The sequence below is a fragment of the Janthinobacterium sp. GW821-FHT03C10 genome (genome assembly GCF_059420865.1).
The window spans coordinates 1,303,356-1,320,214 of sequence record NZ_JBWKUN010000001.1; the positions used below are offsets into that span (position 1 = coordinate 1,303,356).

Consider the following 16,859-nt stretch of genomic DNA (forward strand, 5'->3'; position numbering starts at 1 on the left):
ACTAGCGCCTGCCTGGACCTTTCGCACAACCTCGACCGACAGGAGCCGTTTCATGATGACACCGCACGCCAGCACCGTACGCCATACCCTGATTGCCCTGGCGATCGCCGCCGCCTTTCCCCTGCAGGCGCAGGCCCAGGACAGCGTCCCGGCGCCCGCCTCCGACGCGCCGGCCGCACCGGCGGCGCAGGCCGGTCCTGGCCAGCTGGAAACGGTGATCGTGACGGCGCAGCGGCGCGCGGAAAACATCAAGGACGTGCCCATGTCCATCGCCACCCTGAAGGGCGACAAGCTCGACACCCTGACGGCCGGCGGCGCCGACATCCGCTTCCTCAACAGCCGCTCACCCAGCGTGTCCGTCGAATCGGATTACGGCCGCACCTTCCCCCGCTTCTACATTCGCGGCCTGGGCAATACCGACTTCGACCTGAACGCCTCGCAGCCGGTGGGCCTGGTGATGGACGACGTGGTGCAGGAAAACGCCATGCTGAAAGGTTTTCCCGTGTTCGACGTCGACCAGGTCGAGGTACTGCGCGGCCCGCAAGGCACCCTGTTCGGCCGTAACTCGCCGGCCGGCGTGATCAAGTTCGATTCCGCCAAGCCCGTCTTCAAGACGGAAGGCTACCTGAGCGGCGGCTTCGGCAAGGATGGCATGAAGAGCCTGGAAGGCGCCTTCAACGTGCCCGTCAGCGACACGGTCGCCCTGCGCTTTTCCGGCCAGACGCAGCGCCGCGACGACCGCGTGCACAACCCGCGGCCCACCGGCACGCGCGACTTCGAAGGCTATGAAGACAGCGCCGCCCGCCTGCAGGTGCTGGTCAAGCCCACGCGCGACTTCACGGCCCTGTTCAACGTGCACGCGCGCAACCTCGACGGCACGGCCACCCTGTTCCGCGCGAACATCCTGAAACAGGGCACGAACGACCTGGTCGACGGCTTTGATTACGACAACTACCCGACCGACGGCATCAACCGCCAGCACCTGAAAACCAAGGGCGCCAGCATGCGCCTGAAATGGGACTTGCCCGGCGTGACCCTGCATTCGATCACCGGCTACGAAAAACTCGATTTCTACAGCCGCGCCGACGTCGACGGCGGCTATGGCGCCGTGTACGCGCCGCCGATGGGTCCCGGGTTTATTCCGTTTGTCGTGGAAACGGCCGACGCGATCCCCAACCACAAGCAGATTTCGCAGGAATTCCGCGCCGAATCGTCTGCCCGCGGCCCGCTGCAATGGATAGCCGGCCTGTTCTACTTCAAGGAAGATATCCAGATCGACAGCTTCGGCTTTGACAGCCTGGCGCCCGGCAACCCGCAAAGCCCGAACTACGCCACGCAAAACCAGAGCTCGAAGTCGTACGCGGCCTTCGGCTCGCTCAACTACACGGTCTCGGACGCCCTGAAACTGCGCGCCGGCCTGCGCTACACGACAGACAAGAAGGATTTCTCCGCCAAGCGCGTGGAAGCGATCACGGCCGGACCCTTCGACTTGCACGACACCTCGCACAACGTCAGCTGGGACCTGAGCGGCACCTATGTGCTGACGCCGGCAACGAATGCCTACGCGCGCATCGCCACCGGCTACCGCGCGCCGTCGATGCAGGGCCGCCTGAACGGCCTGGCCGACCGCCCCTCGTTTGCGGGCGCCGAGAAAGCGCTGTCCGTCGAGGCGGGCATCAAGCAGGATCTGTTCGACAGGCGCGCACGCCTGAGCCTGGCCGTGTTCCAGTACCGCGTGAAGGACAAGCAACTGACGGCCGGCAGCGGCGCCGTCAACATGAACCAATTGATCAACGCCGACAAGGCCACGGGCCGTGGCGTGGAACTCGATTTCCAGGCGAACCTCAGCGATTCGCTCAGCATGACCCTGGGCGGCAGCTACAACCACACGGAAATCCAGGACAAGAAGCTGTTCGTACAAAGTTGCGGCAATGCGCAAAACAACCCGGCCAGCGGCTGTACCGTCACCGACCCGCTGGGTCCGTTCAAGGGCACGGCCTACATCGACGGCAACCCGCTGCCGCGCGCACCGGAATGGCAGACCAACTTCACATTGAAGTACAGCATTCCCCTCGCCAATGGCGAGTTCTATGCCTACACGGACTGGGCCTACCGCACCAGCTACAACTTCTTCCTGTATGAAGCGAAGGAATACAAGGCCAAGGAACTGCTCGAAGGCGGCTTGCGCGTCGGCTACAAATGGGACAAATACGAACTCTCCGCGTACGGCCGCAACATCACCAACCAGATCCAATCGCTGGGCGCGATCGATTTCGACAACCTGACGGGCATCATCAACGAACCGCGCACGTATGGGGTGCAGTTCAAGGCGGTGTTTTGATGGCGGGAAGCTGATAGCAGGCCATTGATGCTGGCCCATCGCTCAGGCACAAGATGGCGTAATACACATCACCTGTGCTAGAATCTCGCCGCGCTGCCCGGATGGTGAAACTGGTAGACACTGGAGACTTAAAATCTCCCGCCTGTAAGGGCGTGCCGGTTCGATTCCGGCTCCGGGCACCAGCGCACAAAATTCAGAAACATCGAGAAAGCCATTAATCCCAATACAAGCAAGGGGTTAGTGGCTTTTTTTACGCCTTGGCACTTCTCTTAATCCCAATTAAACCCGACAAAAACCAGTAGCGGTTACGCCAGATTTACGCCGTGATTACGCAGGCGCCTCCATCATGGTGGAGGCGGGCCGCCTCGACATCAAGCACTGGCCGAGATACAGCACATGCCGGCCTACGCGGACGAGTTCTGGAAGCTGAATGACGGCGGCACCCTGCAGGCCGAATGGCGCACGCCCGAGGTAACGCCATGAGCGACGACCTGCACGCGCTGGAAGCTTGGGCTGGCACCCTGCTGGCCGAGGCGCAGCCTGCCCAGCGCCGCGCCGTCAATCACAAGGTAGCCATTGACCTGCGCCGCAGCCAGGCGCAGCGCATCAAGGCGCAGCAGGGGCCAGATGGCGCGGCATATCCGGAGCGCAAGCGGCGCAAGGAATTCAAGGGGAAGAATGGTCGCATCACGCGACAGAAGGCGGCGATGTTTGCCAAAATTCGCACCGCTAAGCATCTGAAAATGAAGGCGACCGGCGACCAGAGCGAGGTCGGCTTCTTTGGCTGGGTGGCGCGCGTGGCGCATGTGCATCAGTTTGGCCGGCAAGACCGCCTGTCAAAAAAAGGACAGATGTACAAGTACCCGGAGCGGCCGCTGCTGGGCTTGGGTGAACGGGATCGGACGCTGATACGCGAATCTCTGCTGCGTCATATGGAAAAAAACTAAGATTCTTCAATGCAAACTTCAACTGACATCAAGAAAAATCCAACAAGAATAAAAGATTGACAAAAAAAGATTTTAAAAATACATTTCGAATTGATGCTTTAAAATTATATTTGACCGAATACTAATCGGAGAATCTTTGAAAAATTTTCTAAATCGTGTTTGGTTTAACATATCCGCTGCACTTGTTTTGAGTGGGATTACTTCAATTGCCGTCGCCGCGAACGAACAAGCAAATCCCCCGCCTCGCGCTTATGAGGATAGGGTTTACATTAATGACCAGCGACCTCCAAATTACGGCGATACTCGACCGCGTACCCATGGATCGTACAGCCCGACAAATGGAAGTTAGGGTGGGGGTCGAAAATCACCGGCGAAGGAGAAGGCAAGCTCAGATGCCAATACGGCACCAAACGATTGCGAAGGAAAAAGCCCCTCGACATCGAATCCGGTGATCATTGCTACGGGCGAGAAATTCAAGACTGAGCATGACATCATGGCCGAGAGCGAATTTAGTATGGGACTTGATAGAACCTACAAGAGCTTTGATACCTCTGCGCGCATGTTTGGTAATCGCTGGAATTCCACCTATGATTACGCTCCGCTGCAAACATCTGGTTGCTTCGGAGTTCCGTGGAGAGCTTACAAGCCAAGGAGTTCCCGATTAGAAGGCAAATATCCCAACTATGCCAGGCGCATATTTAGACGCCGTAAAAAAAGAAGGAGCAAACTCCTTTCGAGCACTAGACATGGGATTTAGAGAATGGGAAAAATTGCCACGCTTCCGGAGGTAGGCCATGAAAAAATTTTATGAATTTATTGTTGTTTTCTTTGTTTTTGGATTAATTGGTTGTTATTCTGAGAAATTTATAGACATTAGCAATGAAGAAGGCTACTCCAAATTGATCGGAAAAACCTATGAAATTACAGGACCGATAATTGGCCATGGAATCAGAAAAAACTCAAATGCGCCAGTTGACTATGTCACGTTGATGCCTCCCCCTGGCATAGGTGGACATCAGATTGCATTTGCCAATTTAGTTCCTATTGGATCAAAAATTAAGATTGTCAAAGTCTTAAAAAGCAATCGATTGATCGACTCAGATATAACTTTAATTATTGAGATCTACGAAGGCGATTTCACATCAAATGTTCCTATAAGAATTGATCTAACAAGAGGTAATGAAGGAAATAAGTCCACGTTATTGAACGAGAAATTTTATAGAAATATAGACAACTAACGATTATAAAACCATTAACTCGCTTATCAACCCGCCCCCGCGTGCATCCGCACGCGGACTTCGGCAACATGCAATGCATGAACGCCGACCTGTCCGACCTCCTCCGCTTGCTGCAAAACCTGATCCGCCTGGGCACCATTGCCGAGGTCAACGGGGCCAAGGCGCGCGTGCGGGTCGGGCCGACACTCACCACCGAATGGCTGAACTGGGCCACCCGACGCGCCGGCAGCACGCGCACCTGGTCGGCGCCCACAGTCGGCGAACAGGTGATCGTCTTTTCCCCAAGCGGCGACCTGACGCGGGGCATCATCATGTCGGCGCTGTACTCGCAGGCGTTTGACGCGCCCGAAACCAGCGACACTGTCCACACCACGCACTACCACGACGGCGCCGTGCTGCAGTACGACCATGCGGCCCATGCCCTGACGGCCCCCCCTCCCCGGCGGCACGGCCACCATCACCGCCGACAAGGTGACGTCGAACGCGCCCAGCACCATTTGCACGGGCGACCTGACCGTCATGAAAAACCTGATCGTCATGCAATCGGCCACCGTCAGCGGCGCCACCGCGCTGAACGGCGGCGTAAACGCCAAGGCCGGCGCCGCTGGCGGCGACCAGTCAGGCGGGCCGCTGCCATGATGGGCATGCACACCGCCATCGGGCGCAGCCTGATGGACTTGGGCCACCTGCATCAGTCGGTTGCCGGCATTTTGACCACGCCTACCAGCACGCGCATCCGCCATCTGCACTAATTCGGCTTTGCCGCGATTGTCGGCGCGCTCGTTTCCGACATTCGGGAATACCTACCTCGCTGGCGTTTTTACAACAACGCCCATCGCTCCGCCTCCTCTCCCGTGCCCCGTACTGATATAATACTTACAATCAAGTAACATTCCGAAATGTGCGCCTTCAGGCTCCCGCAACCGTCTGTGTACTGCTAGCCCATGCGCTCCCTTTTCGACCACGAGATCATCAAACAGCTGCACAGCGGTGCCCGCTCGCGGGTTTACCGCGCCAGGGCCGCTGATGGCACCGCACTGATCGTCAAGAAGCCCAATCAGCAGTTCCCCTCCTTTCAGCAACTGGCGCAGTTCAAGCGCGAGTATGCGATCGCGCGCCGCTGCCGCCATGCGGGCGTCGTGCATCCGCTGGCACTGCAGCTGCACGGCGGGTGCTGGACGATGATCGTGGAAGATTGCGGCGGCCAGGCGCTCGACCAGGTGTTGCGCGCGCAGGTGGCGGCGCGCAGGACGCCGTCGCAGCCTGCACTGGCGCTGGACGATTTCTTCGACATCGCGCTGCAACTGTGCGCGGCGCTGGAGGCGGTCCATCATCAGGGCGTGATCCACAAGGACATCAATCCCGCCAATCTGGTGTGGAACGATGAACGGCGCCTGCTGCAGCTGATCGATTTCGGCATCGCCTGTGAACTGCCTTACGAAAGCCACGGCATCGCCAATCTCCAGACGCTGGAAGGCACGCTGCGCTACATGGCGCCGGAACAGACGGGGCGCATGAACCGGCGCGTCGATTGGCGCGCCGATTTCTATGCGCTCGGTGCCACCTTCTACGAACTGCTGGCCGGCCAGGCGCCGTTCGAGACGCGCGACGAGATGGAACTCGTGCATTGCCACATTGCGCGCAGCCCCGACTGGTCGCACCCGGCGCTGGCAAGCTTGCCTGGCCAGCTGCTGCCGATCATCCAGCGGCTGCTGGAAAAAAATGCCGATCAGCGCTACCAGAGCTTGCAGGGCTTGCGCGGCGACCTCGAAGCCTGCCGCGCAAAAAAACCGGCGCAGGCGCTCAAGCTGTCCGACCACAATGGCCGCTTCCTTGTGCCGCAAACGCTGCATGGGCGCGAGGACGCCATCGCCGTGCTGCTGGCGGCGTTTGAACGCAGCGCCGCGGGCAGGTGCGAGATGCTGCTGGTGGCCGGCCATTCGGGCATCGGCAAATCGGCGGTCGTCAACGAAGTGCAAAAGCCCATCATCGCCCGGCGCGGCTGCTTCCTGTCCGGCAAATTCGACCAGCTCCAGCGCGACGTGCCGTATGCCTCGCTGATCCAGGCCTTCCAGGGGCTGGTGCGCCAACTGCTGGGCCAGCCCGAGGAAACCCTGCGCCAGTGGTCCTCCAAACTGCACGCGGCGCTGGGCAGCGGCATCGGCATGCTGGTCGAACTGATTCCCCAACTGGCGTTGATCGTCGGCCCCACGGACGCGGTGCCTGCGTCGGACCCGGCACAGGCCCAGCTGCGCCTGGACCGCCTGTTCCCCCGTTTCGTCGAAGTGTTCGCCTGCGCCGGGCATCCGCTGGTGCTGTTCCTCGACGACCTGCAATGGGCCGATGCGGCCACGCTGCGGATGATCGAACTGCTGATGGTCTCCTGCGACAAGAGCTGCATGCTGTTCATCGGCGCGTACCGCGACAACGAAGTGAGCGCCGCGCATCCGCTCATCGCGCTGCACGACAAGCTGCTCGCCCGCGAGGTCCGCCTGTCGACACTGTTATTGGGCGCGCTGACCGAGCCGCAGGTGGCGCAAATGGTCGCGGCGACCGTGCGCGTGGCGGCCCACGACTGCGCGCCGCTGACCAGCATTTGCTACCGCAAGACGGCCGGCAATCCCTTTTTCCTCAACCAGTTTCTCGCATCGCTCAATGAGACGGGCCATCTGCGCTACCGGGCCGAAGACGATTGCTGGGACTGGGATCTGCCCGCGATACAACAGGCCAAATATACCGATAACGTGGTCGAGGTGCTGCTGGAGAAAATCCGCCGCCTGCCCGCGGTGACGCAGCACCTGCTGCAGCTGGCCGCTTCCTGCGGCAACCGCTTCACGCTCGACACGCTGGCGCTGGCAACGGACCGCGCCCCCCGGAAAACGCAGCAAGACCTGTGGCCGGCGCTCAGGGCAGGCTTGATCCAGCCGCTCGACGAACGCTATAAATACGTCAGTGGCGACAGCGATGCGGCCAACAGCGGCGTCGCTTACCGCTTCCTGCACGACCGGGTGCAGCAAGCCGCCTACCTGGCCGCTGACGATAATACGCGCGTGGCCAACCATCTTCTCATCGGCCGCCTGCTGCTGCGCCACGCGACGCCGGAGCGTCGGGACGAGGCGCTGTTCGAGATCGTCGAGCAGCTCAACGCCGGCCGCGCGCTGATCAAAGATGCGGGCGAGCGCTTGCGGCTGGCGACGCTCAATCTCCAGGCCGGCGTCAAGGCACGGCGTTCCGCCGCGTTCCACTCCACCCTAGAGCACATGCGCATTGGTCTCGGCCTGCTGCCGGCGCAGGCGTGGGAGGTCCACGCAGGGCTCTGGCTCGACCTGCAGCTGGGCGCGGCCGAAGCGGCCTACCTGTGCGGCCAGTTCGATGCCGCCGAGGCGATCTACCCGCTGGTGCGCGCGCGTACCTTGAGCCCCCTGCTGCAGCTGCGCTGCATCGCCATCCAGGCGCACCAGTATCAATTGCAGGGCCGCCTGCTCGACGCCATCGCCGTGCAGCGCGACGGTCTGGCCCTGCTGCACATCGACATCCCGCACGAGGTGGCGCAGATGAAGGCGCGCTTCAGCGACATTCTCGCCGACATCGGGCGCCAGCCCGGCGCGCATGCGCCCGATACCCTGCTGGCGGCCGATGACATGTGCGAGCCGGATGCGGTGGCCGCGATGCAGATGATGCAGGGCCTGTGGATGGCCAGCTATTACGCCGGCCAGCAGGATCTGAGCGCGCTGATGGTAGTGTCGATGACGCGGCTGTCCATGCAGCGGGGGAACAGCGATTTCAGCGCCGTCGCCTATGTCGGCTACGCGATGATGCTGGCACTGTACAGCGGCGACGTCGCGCGCGGCTATGGCTTTGGCGCGATGGCGATGGCGCTGGCCAGGCGCCGCGCCAACCTGCAGACGCGCACGCTCACGGGCCTGATGTTCGGCGCGCTCAGCAACCACTGGACGCAGCCGCTGCGCAGCTCCGACGCCCTGTACGAGGAAGCCTTTGGCTGGGCGCTGGAAATCGCCGATTTCGTCCAGGTCGGCGTGGTGGCGGCCGTGCGCGCCACCGACCGTATCATCCTCGGCGACTACCTGCCGCATCTGATGCACGACATCGAGCATGACCTGGCGCTGATGCGCGCCAACGGCCAGCAGGCAATGGCCGATTGCTGCGTCGCCGCCGCGGTCCAGCCGATCAAGTGCCTGATGGGCCTCCTGCCTCGTCACGACAGCTACGATGATGCTGCCTTCAGCGAGGCGCGCTTCCTCGAACGCTATGGCGACTCGCAGCTGTACCGCGCCTACTTCTTGCAAGGGAAGATACGCAACGCCTACCTGTTCGACGGCGCCGACGCCGAGCTGCTGGCCGGGCAGCTCGGCGGCGTCACCCAGATCATGCGCGGCCAGGCCAAAGTCGCCGAGTGCAGTTTCTACGCCGCGCTGATCCTGATCCGCGCCTTGCGGCGCGATCCTGCGCGCCCCGATGCGGGCGATGTGTTGGCCGTGATCGGCACGCTGCAGGCGAGCCTCGCCGGCTGGGCCAGACAAGGCTCGGACAATAGCCACGCCAAACATCTGCTGGTGATGGCCGAGCTGGCGCGCTACCGGGAAGATCTGCAGCTGGCCACGCGCCTGTACCAGCAGGCGATCGACGCGGCCGGCCTGGCGGGCTACGTCAATGTGCAAGCGCTGGGCAATGAACTGTGCGGCGAATGCTGGTCCGACCAGGGTCACGCGCGCGTGGCCGGGGTCTTCATCCGGGACGCCATCGCGCATTACGGCCAGTGGGGCGCGCAGGGCAAGGTGGCGCAGCTGCGGGCACGCCACGGCGCACTGCTGTCGAGGATGGAAGACCGCGGCACGCACGGCGGTGCCGCGCTCGACCTGGTGTCGCTGCTGAAGGCATCGCAGATCCTGTCGAACGAAGTGGGCCTGCGCAACGTGCTGACGCGCCTCATTTCCATCGTGTGCGAAAACGCCGGCGCGCAGGTGGCGCGCCTGCTGCTGCTGTCCGAAGGCAGCTATCAGCTCGAGGCGAATATCGATGGCGATGGCGTCGCCGTCCTGCAAGCGCGCCCGCTCGACCTGAACGCCGCCAGCGACCCGCAGTTCCCGCTGTCGCTGCTGCGCTACGTCATCCGCACAGGCGCCGAGGTGATCGAGGACAGCATCACGGGCGTCTCGCGCTTTGCCGCCGATCCCTACGTGCAGTTGCAGCGGCCGCGTGCCGTCATGTGCCTGCCGATCCGGCACGGCGGCCAGACCGGCGGCATCCTGTACTTCGAAAACCGGCTTGCCGAAGCCTCATTCACGCAGGAACGCGTGGCGTTCCTGCGCATGCTGGGTGCACAGGCGATGATCTCGATCTCCAGCGCCAGGCTGCATGACAGCCTCGAACGGCGCGTTGCCGAACGCACGGAACAGCTGGAAGACGCCAACCGCAAATTGGCAACCTTGTCCATCACCGACGGCCTGACAGGGCTTGCGAACCGGCGCCATTTCGACGACGTGCTGCGTGCCGAATGCGCGCGCGCCACGCGCGTCGGCCAGCCGCTTGCCGTCGTCATGCTCGATGTCGACTACTTCAAGCGCTTCAACGACAGGCATGGCCACCAGGCCGGGGATGCTTGCCTGATCCAGGTCGCGCAGGCGCTGGCGGCCGGCATGCGGCGCGCGGGCGACCTGACGGCGCGCTATGGCGGCGAAGAGTTTTCCATCGTGCTGCCGAACACCGGCGCGGACGAGGCGCGCCAGACCGGCGAAGCGCTGCGGCGCGCCATCGAGGATCTGGCGATCTGCCATGAAGGTGCGGATGGCCAGCAGGTGACGATCAGCGTCGGCATCGCGATCCAGCCGCCACCGGGCGCCGCCGATCCGGACGCCCTGTTGCGCCTGGCCGATGCCGCGCTGTACCAGGCCAAGGATGCGGGGCGCAATTGCGTGGTGCTCAGGCTTCTGCCGCCTGGCTGAGCGGCATGCGGCGCGCGCAGGTTTAAGGCGCCGCGCGGCGCCTCACTCGCTGCCATGACTGTTGTCGCGCGCCTGCTCCCTCGCCACGTCCTTTGAGGCCAGTCCATTGAAGAACAGATTGAGCAGTACGGCAACGATGGCGGCCAGCAGGATGCCGCTGTGCAGCAGCGGCGACAGTGCCTTGGGCATGTGCTGCGCGTATTGCTCGGCCACCAGCGGCAGCATGCCGAAACCAATCGACAGGGCCACGATGAACAGGTTGTTGCGGTTGCTCTTGTAGTCGACGCCGGCCAGGATGCGGATGCCCGTGGCGGCGACCATGCCGAACATCACCAGCCCCGCCCCGCCCAGCACGAAGGCCGGCACGGCTTCGGCCGTCTGTGCGATCTTCGGGATCACGCCCATGACGAGCAGGATGAGGCCGGCCGCCACGCAGACCCAGCGGCTGCGCACGCCCGTCACGCCCACCAGGCCCACGTTCTGCGAAAACGAGGTGTACGGGAAGGTATTGAAGATGCCGCCGATCAGGGTGCCCAGGCCATCGACGCGCAAGCCGCGGCCGATGTCGTCCTGCGTGATGCGCTTGCCCGTCATCTCTCCCAGTGCCAAAAACATGCCCAGCGACTCGATCATGACGACGATCATCACCAGGCTCATGGTTACGATGGCAACCACGTCGAAAGTCGGCATGCCGAACTGGAACGGCGTGACGATGGCAAAGGCCTTGGCGCTGGCCACCTTGGCGAAGTCGGCCTTGCCCAGCGCAAACGACAGGGCCGTGCCGGCGATGATGCCGATCAGCACGGCGATATTCGACAGGAAACCGCGGCCATATTTGGCCACCAGCAAGATGACGGCCAGCACGAAGAAGGCGATACCCATGTTGTCCAGCGCGCCATAGCCGGGGTTGGCAATCATGGGCACGGGGCCAAGCGGCGCGGGCAAGCCGGCCGCCGTGGCGGCAGCGGCCATCTTGAGGAAGACGGGATCGGCGATCTGGGCCATGGCGGGCGGCCCACCCATGGCCCAGTTTACGCCCACGCGCATCAGCGACACGCCGATCACGGCGATGATGCTGCCCGTGACCACGGGCGGGAACAGCGCCAGCAGGCGGCTGATGAAGGGCGCAATCAGCATGGCGACGACACCGGCGCCGATCACGGCGCCAAAGATGCCCGTGATGCCCAGGGCCGGATTGTTCGCCATGGCCAGCATGGGACTGACGGCGGCAAAGGTGACACCCATCATGACGGGCAGGCGGATGCCGAAATGCTTGCCTATTCCCAAGGACTGGATCAGGGTCACGAGGCCGCAGCAGAACAGGTCGGCGCTGATCAGCGCCGCCACCTGCTCGGGCGACAGCTTGAGGGCGCGGCCGACGATCAGCGGCACGGCGATGGCGCCCGCATACATGACGAGCACATGCTGCAAGCCCAAGGTGAACAGCTTGCCGGCGGGCAGCACTTCATCGACGGGGGACGGCACGGCAGGCGTGGTGCCGGCAGTGCCGCGGTGGATGGATTTCAAGCGGGGAGAGGCCATTTACGCTCCATTTCCTGGGTTACCGCGGCCCGGATGGGCGCAGATGAAGGGGAAAGGCAAGACAGAAACGGGACGGCAGGAACACACCAGCGGCCGATGATGCATGCGAAGCTCCTTGGATGGGATGACCAAGGTATGCCATGCACGCATCGTGCCAGGCGAATTGTATACAGGAATTGTGGCAAAACATCGCCGGAGAGCGGCCAATGCGACGAAGGGCGCACCGTTTTCTCTCACGCCGTCCCATGCCTGCACCAGAAGGCGGCACAGGGCGACGGCGACGGCAGGGCACTGTTGACTGACGACGGCAGCCTGGACCGCCGATAAGACCCGCTGCGCGTCGTCATTTGCGGCCTGCGATGCCCACTGCCCCGGCGGGACCCTACTGCGCACCGTTGCGCTTCCGGGGCCAGCGGGGGCGCGATCGTTCCTTCCACCCGCTACGTTTTTATTTTGCGCTGTCAGGCCTTGCTAGCTGCCAGAGCAGGCATCGAGCAGCGATTCCAGCTGGCGGACATGGGCGGCACGCAATTGCTCGCGCGCCAGCAAGGCTTGCACTTGCTCGAAGATGCCGTGAGATGGCACCGCCGGCAAGACGGGCGCGACGGGGCGCGTGGCGATGCATGGCGCGCTCACGGGCAAAGCGTCCACCTTCGATGCCGGCGCGCAGGCCGCACAACCGGTCAAGAAACTCAGCAGCAATAAACTGGCTAAACTGCTGGCGAGGCCGCCTGCACGCCTTCCGGCACGTTCGCGCGGCGGCCTCATGGCATTTCGCTGGCGATCAGCGCCTCGGCGGCTCGGCAGGCGTCGCCTTCTGGCTGCAACGCCAGGATGCGCGCCGCTGCAGCCTGGGCATCCGCCTGCCCGGCCTGCGCCGTGGCCAGCGCCTGCCATACCCGCGCCGACCGGCGCGCGCCCTCCTCCCGTATCGCGTTCAGCGCCTGGTTCTGGCGCCGCAACACGCCCTGCACCTCGCTCACTTGCGCCGCGCACGCGGCACGGCCCGCTTCGCGGCCCCAGCGCTGGGCGCAAAACACGGCCGCGCCCAGCAGCAACAGCATGGCCGCAATACTCAACGACGGCTTCATGCCAGCACCTTGCGCGCTGCCTGATACAAGACCAGACGCTCGGCCAGGCCGTTCACGCCGCCGTTGATGCGGCGCGTCACCCGTTCCTGGTCGCCCGCATCGGCCAGGCGGTTCAAGCCGCGCGATTGCCAGAACCAGCCCGCCGAGCGGCAAGCGAAAGCCGTTTGCTCCAGCAGTTGCGGCGCCGCCAGCAAGTCATGGCCCAGCGCCACGCCGCACGCCGCATAATTGGCGCGCCCCGTCACCTGCAGCAGGCCGCGTCCCTTGAAGCGCACGCCATCGCCAGCGATCACATTGCCCAGGTCGGCACGCCCTTCATAGGCCGCGCCGCTGGCCAGCTCGCGCACATAGCGCAACTGTCCCGATTCGTGACCGACCTGCGCCAAGAAGGACGCCTGACGCACTGGCGTATCGATGTTGAACTCGGCCATCGCCGCATTCAGGGGCGCCAGAAACAGCGTAGCGCGGCGGCCGGCCAGCGGCATGATCTGCATCAATTGGGCGCCGGTCATAGCATGCCCCGCACATCCTTGACGGCAGCGGCCGCATCAGCCGCCAGTTCACCGATGTCCTTGCCGCGCCGCTTGTCGAACCAGCGCACGCAGGCGCCCAGCACCCACCAGGCGGGCAAGCCAGCCGCCACCATCAGCGGCGCGGCGATGAACAAAAATCCCGTGGCCGGATCGCCGCCATACAGGCCCGCCACGGTTTTCGCGCTGTCGAACAGGCTGGGCCACCACGACAGCACGGCGGCCACGAGCACGGGGCCGAGAAAGGTGGAAATGATGATGCTGGAACAAAAACGAATAAATGCCTCCTTGGTGGATTGGGGCCACATGAACATGAAGCCCAGCGACGTGGCGGCGGCGCCGGCCAGCACGGGCACGCCAAACAGTTTGATCAATGCGCCGCCGGCGGCGGTGGTTTCGAGGGCCATGGTTGCCTTTCAGGTGGTGGAAATAAAAAAACCCGCCGAAGCGGGTTTGGATGTAGCAAGCACAGTGTCTATGCCACCTTCACGATGACACGGGCGCGCCCATCGTCTTCGATGGCGATGACCTTGCCGATGGCGCGCATGTATTGCTGGAGTGTCATGTCCTCCTCGCGTATAGCCAAGCCCCCTACGCCATCGCCCTTCTGCACCGGGACGATGTACTGCCCCTGTGTGGCATCCAGGACGTTCACAGGTACCTGACCGCAGAAAGCGATGCGGTCAACCTGCTGACGCGCCGCTTCCAGGGCCGCTTCAAACGCGAGGCCGGGTGCGCATTTAAAGGCCCATTCTTCATCGGTATCTCCCGGTATTGCTTCTTCCCGATATTGCGCTTCGCGGGCCGGCACGGCAGGCGCAACCTCAACCAGCTTTCCATCGACCACTTCCATCACGGCGTCAATAGCAGCAACAGCCTCACTGAGCAGCACTTGATGCGTGGAAGGCATGAGACGTTCAACCGGCACCGGACGCTCACCCAAATGCCGCGCCCATCGATCCCCGCCAACCATACAAGGATCAGTCGATTTAACAGCAAAGGCAATGGCACGCTGCCATTGGTCGGTAAGTTTTCCATCAACATCGATGCCGATAATCTGCCCCGGAAGAATACCCGTGCATCCAGGTGCCTTTAACATATATTCAGCGTAATCGGTACCGCCGGCATTGATGGTGCCAGCGGCGCTAATCGAGCGCGATGTCGTGGAGTTTCGCCCGACGTATGCAACCGAAGCACTGTTGCCCCAACCGCCAGCACCATTTGACGCTCGAATGGCAAAACACGAGGAAGTGACCCCTGTCTCGACGCGCCCAACGTAGCAAAGTTCACCGAACTCCGCAGTCCTACGGGTTAACTGATGCGCACTTAACGGGATAACTGGGCCAGCAGTAATAACGCCTGGCAGGGCAATGTCGCCGGTGCCATTAATATCCATAACTGGTGTGACATTATCAGGCAAGCTCGCATCGACAGCATTCAAACGTAGTTGAAATCCCTTTCCGTTGCTCCCCGGGTGACTACGGGTACTCCAAAAAAATCTACCGGCATTGGAATAGCCTGGAACTGATGCAACCCCCATGGACAGCGTTTCATAGTAGGTGCCGGCGCCCCCCGCAACCCCATCATTTGGTGCCCGAAGAGCACTTGCCCAAAGAGTATTAGATATCCCTCCGGCAATTATTTGCTTTGGACCGATCAAAACTGACGAAGAATCGAAAGTGGTCCGCTGCCGCTCGAACGTTACCGTATTCTGCGCACCAAGCTTCAAGCCAAAGATGGAGGTCGCCAAAGTTCCGGCTGGGGGCTCGGCAGCCACACCGTAATACGACACGTCAGAATCCTGCCAGCAGGTAGACTCACAGTAAATTGCCAGGGAAAAGAAGGCGCCACACAGGATATATATCTGACCATCGTCCGTGATGGTCACTTCCGATACGGTGTTATTTGTCGCCCCACCTTCGTTGTGGAAAACACCGCGTATCTTGCTGTCGTTGTCTACCCGGAGTTGGATGATGGTTGCCATGGCGTTCGACGTACCGGCAACAGCACCGTACGACGTGGTTCCACTTACACGAATTGATGCCTCCATCCCCTGCTGTGCGGAATTAAACTTTCCGATTCGCCACCAGCCAGTCTTCATACCTGTGTTCACAATAGGGCCTGGGCCATACGCGCAAGCTTGCACATATTGAGTTGTCGTGATCGGGGCATTCGAATAGATCGTGCCCTTCATATTCCCGCCGGACAATGGCAAGGCATTGTACGGTCCCGCCGCAAACGCCCGATCCATTTCATTCAGTTTCTCGTTGACGTTGGGCATACCGTCATAAAATTTATCAGCCATTTAAATTCCTTCAATTTGTAGTGGTGCAGAATAAGTTTCAAAGTACGGCGTAGTTACCGCGTCGATATTGCTGGCCTTGCCATACAGCATGTAGTCCTGCTCCAGCAGCGGGTCCGGGTTTTCTGGGAACAAGCTGAACAGCATTGCCTTGCCCTTGCCGTTCTCGCGCAGGATGCGCATGAAGCGCGTGCGGTCCATCGGTGTCAGGTGCGTCAGATTGATGCTCAGCTTGTCGCTGGTCGTGCCCAGCGCGGTTTTCAGGTTGCCTGCACCCGTGCGGTAATTTTCACTGCTATCCTGGGTCTGCAACTGGGCGCCGTACTCGGCGTTATATTGCGGTGACCAGTAGTTGCCTGCCACCAGACGCGAGATTTCCAGGTATCCTTCCGGGCTTTGTGGCGCAGATACCTCGATCACTATCTTGCGCACGCGCACAGGGGCGAACCATGTCACGCCGTCGGCACCGCCGCCGCACGGCCAGGTGTTCACGCCGCCCCACTGATAGGCGTTCCAGCCGAGCGGCAGAACGCCCCAGGGATAGGAACCATGCACGGCAGCCGGGCATGGGAAGATGCTGCCAGTGTCGAACACCGGTACGGCATCGCCCGGCAGGGCATAACCGCGTACGCGCATGCGCGCGCTGCTGGTCATGTTGGTGGAGATCAGCGCCACGCAGGCGATGGACTCCTGCGTCGGCCAGGTGGCGGTGATGATCTGTGCAGTGCCGCTGGCGCGCAACACCGCATTCTTGCTGTCGCGCTGCAGGTTGGCCGGACCCAGTTCGCCGGTTTGGCTCGATGCAGTCAGCACCGCGCGGTCAGCGGCGTTGTCGTAGATGATGCGAAGATTGCTCATGGCAGCAATGCCCCTTCCAGAATGAGGTAAGTGATTGGTGAAATAAA

At 62.1% G+C, this 16,859-nt stretch carries 13 protein-coding genes and 1 tRNA gene; 7 read left to right on the top strand and 7 right to left on the bottom strand.

The window, feature by feature from the left end; all coding sequences use genetic code 11:
• The first annotated feature begins 55 nt into the window (after positions 1–55).
• From AC07VH_RS05540 to AC07VH_RS05570, 7 genes are all read left to right on the top strand, one after another.
• Entirely contained in the window at positions 56–2,341 is a 2,286-nt protein-coding gene (locus AC07VH_RS05540) for a TonB-dependent receptor (protein ID WP_494787120.1), read from the top strand.
• 95 nt (positions 2,342–2,436) lie between these two features.
• Positions 2,437–2,523 (top strand) — tRNA-Leu (locus tag AC07VH_RS05545).
• 297 nt (positions 2,524–2,820) lie between these two features.
• Positions 2,821–3,288, top strand: coding sequence for a phage virion morphogenesis protein (locus AC07VH_RS05550; RefSeq protein ID WP_494787060.1), 468 nt, complete (start codon positions 2,821–2,823; stop codon positions 3,286–3,288).
• A 448-nt stretch (positions 3,289–3,736) separates the two neighbouring features.
• Positions 3,737–4,045, top strand: coding sequence for a DUF6531 domain-containing protein (locus AC07VH_RS05555; RefSeq protein ID WP_494787061.1), 309 nt, complete (start codon positions 3,737–3,739; stop codon positions 4,043–4,045).
• Positions 4,046–4,082: 37 nt separating this feature from the next.
• On the top strand, positions 4,083–4,526 hold the full coding sequence (locus AC07VH_RS05560) for a hypothetical protein (RefSeq protein ID WP_494787062.1): 444 nt from the start codon (positions 4,083–4,085) through the stop codon (positions 4,524–4,526).
• 77 nt (positions 4,527–4,603) lie between these two features.
• Positions 4,604–5,278, top strand: a complete 675-nt coding sequence (locus AC07VH_RS05565) for a phage baseplate assembly protein V (protein ID WP_494787063.1) — start codon at positions 4,604–4,606, stop codon at positions 5,276–5,278.
• A gap of 192 nt (positions 5,279–5,470) precedes the next feature.
• Positions 5,471–10,489, top strand: a complete 5,019-nt coding sequence (locus tag AC07VH_RS05570) for a diguanylate cyclase domain-containing protein (protein WP_494787064.1) — start codon at positions 5,471–5,473, stop codon at positions 10,487–10,489.
• A 42-nt stretch (positions 10,490–10,531) separates the two neighbouring features.
• On the opposite strand, the gene AC07VH_RS05575 is transcribed toward AC07VH_RS05570, so the two are convergent.
• The 7 genes from AC07VH_RS05575 to AC07VH_RS05605 all read right to left on the bottom strand — a co-directional run bounded on the left by AC07VH_RS05575 (position 10,532) and on the right by AC07VH_RS05605 (position 16,812).
• Complete coding sequence (locus AC07VH_RS05575) at positions 10,532–12,031, bottom strand: nucleobase:cation symporter-2 family protein (protein ID WP_494787065.1); 1,500 nt, start codon at positions 12,029–12,031, stop codon at positions 10,532–10,534.
• 471 nt (positions 12,032–12,502) lie between these two features.
• Positions 12,503–12,682 (bottom strand): hypothetical protein, encoded by a 180-nt coding sequence (locus AC07VH_RS05580; RefSeq protein WP_494787066.1) that lies wholly within the window; start codon positions 12,680–12,682, stop codon positions 12,503–12,505.
• Positions 12,683–12,795: 113 nt separating this feature from the next.
• The gene (locus AC07VH_RS05585) at positions 12,796–13,122 is read right to left on the bottom strand and encodes a hypothetical protein (protein ID WP_494787067.1); all 327 of its coding nucleotides are present in this window, start codon (positions 13,120–13,122) and stop codon (positions 12,796–12,798) included.
• On the bottom strand, positions 13,119–13,634 hold the full coding sequence (locus AC07VH_RS05590) for a glycoside hydrolase family 19 protein (protein WP_475415935.1): 516 nt from the start codon (positions 13,632–13,634) through the stop codon (positions 13,119–13,121). The genes AC07VH_RS05585 and AC07VH_RS05590 overlap by 4 nt, the downstream gene beginning before the upstream one ends.
• Positions 13,631–14,059, bottom strand: coding sequence for a hypothetical protein (locus AC07VH_RS05595; protein WP_034785835.1), 429 nt, complete (start codon positions 14,057–14,059; stop codon positions 13,631–13,633). Before AC07VH_RS05595 ends, AC07VH_RS05590 begins: the two co-directional genes overlap by 4 nt.
• A gap of 68 nt (positions 14,060–14,127) precedes the next feature.
• Positions 14,128–15,957 carry a hypothetical protein gene (locus AC07VH_RS05600; RefSeq protein ID WP_494787068.1) on the bottom strand — a complete coding sequence of 610 codons (1,830 nt, stop codon included), beginning with the start codon at positions 15,955–15,957 and terminating at the stop codon, positions 14,128–14,130.
• Positions 15,958–16,812, bottom strand: coding sequence for a hypothetical protein (locus AC07VH_RS05605; protein WP_494787069.1), 855 nt, complete (start codon positions 16,810–16,812; stop codon positions 15,958–15,960).
• Positions 16,813–16,859 lie beyond the last annotated feature (47 nt).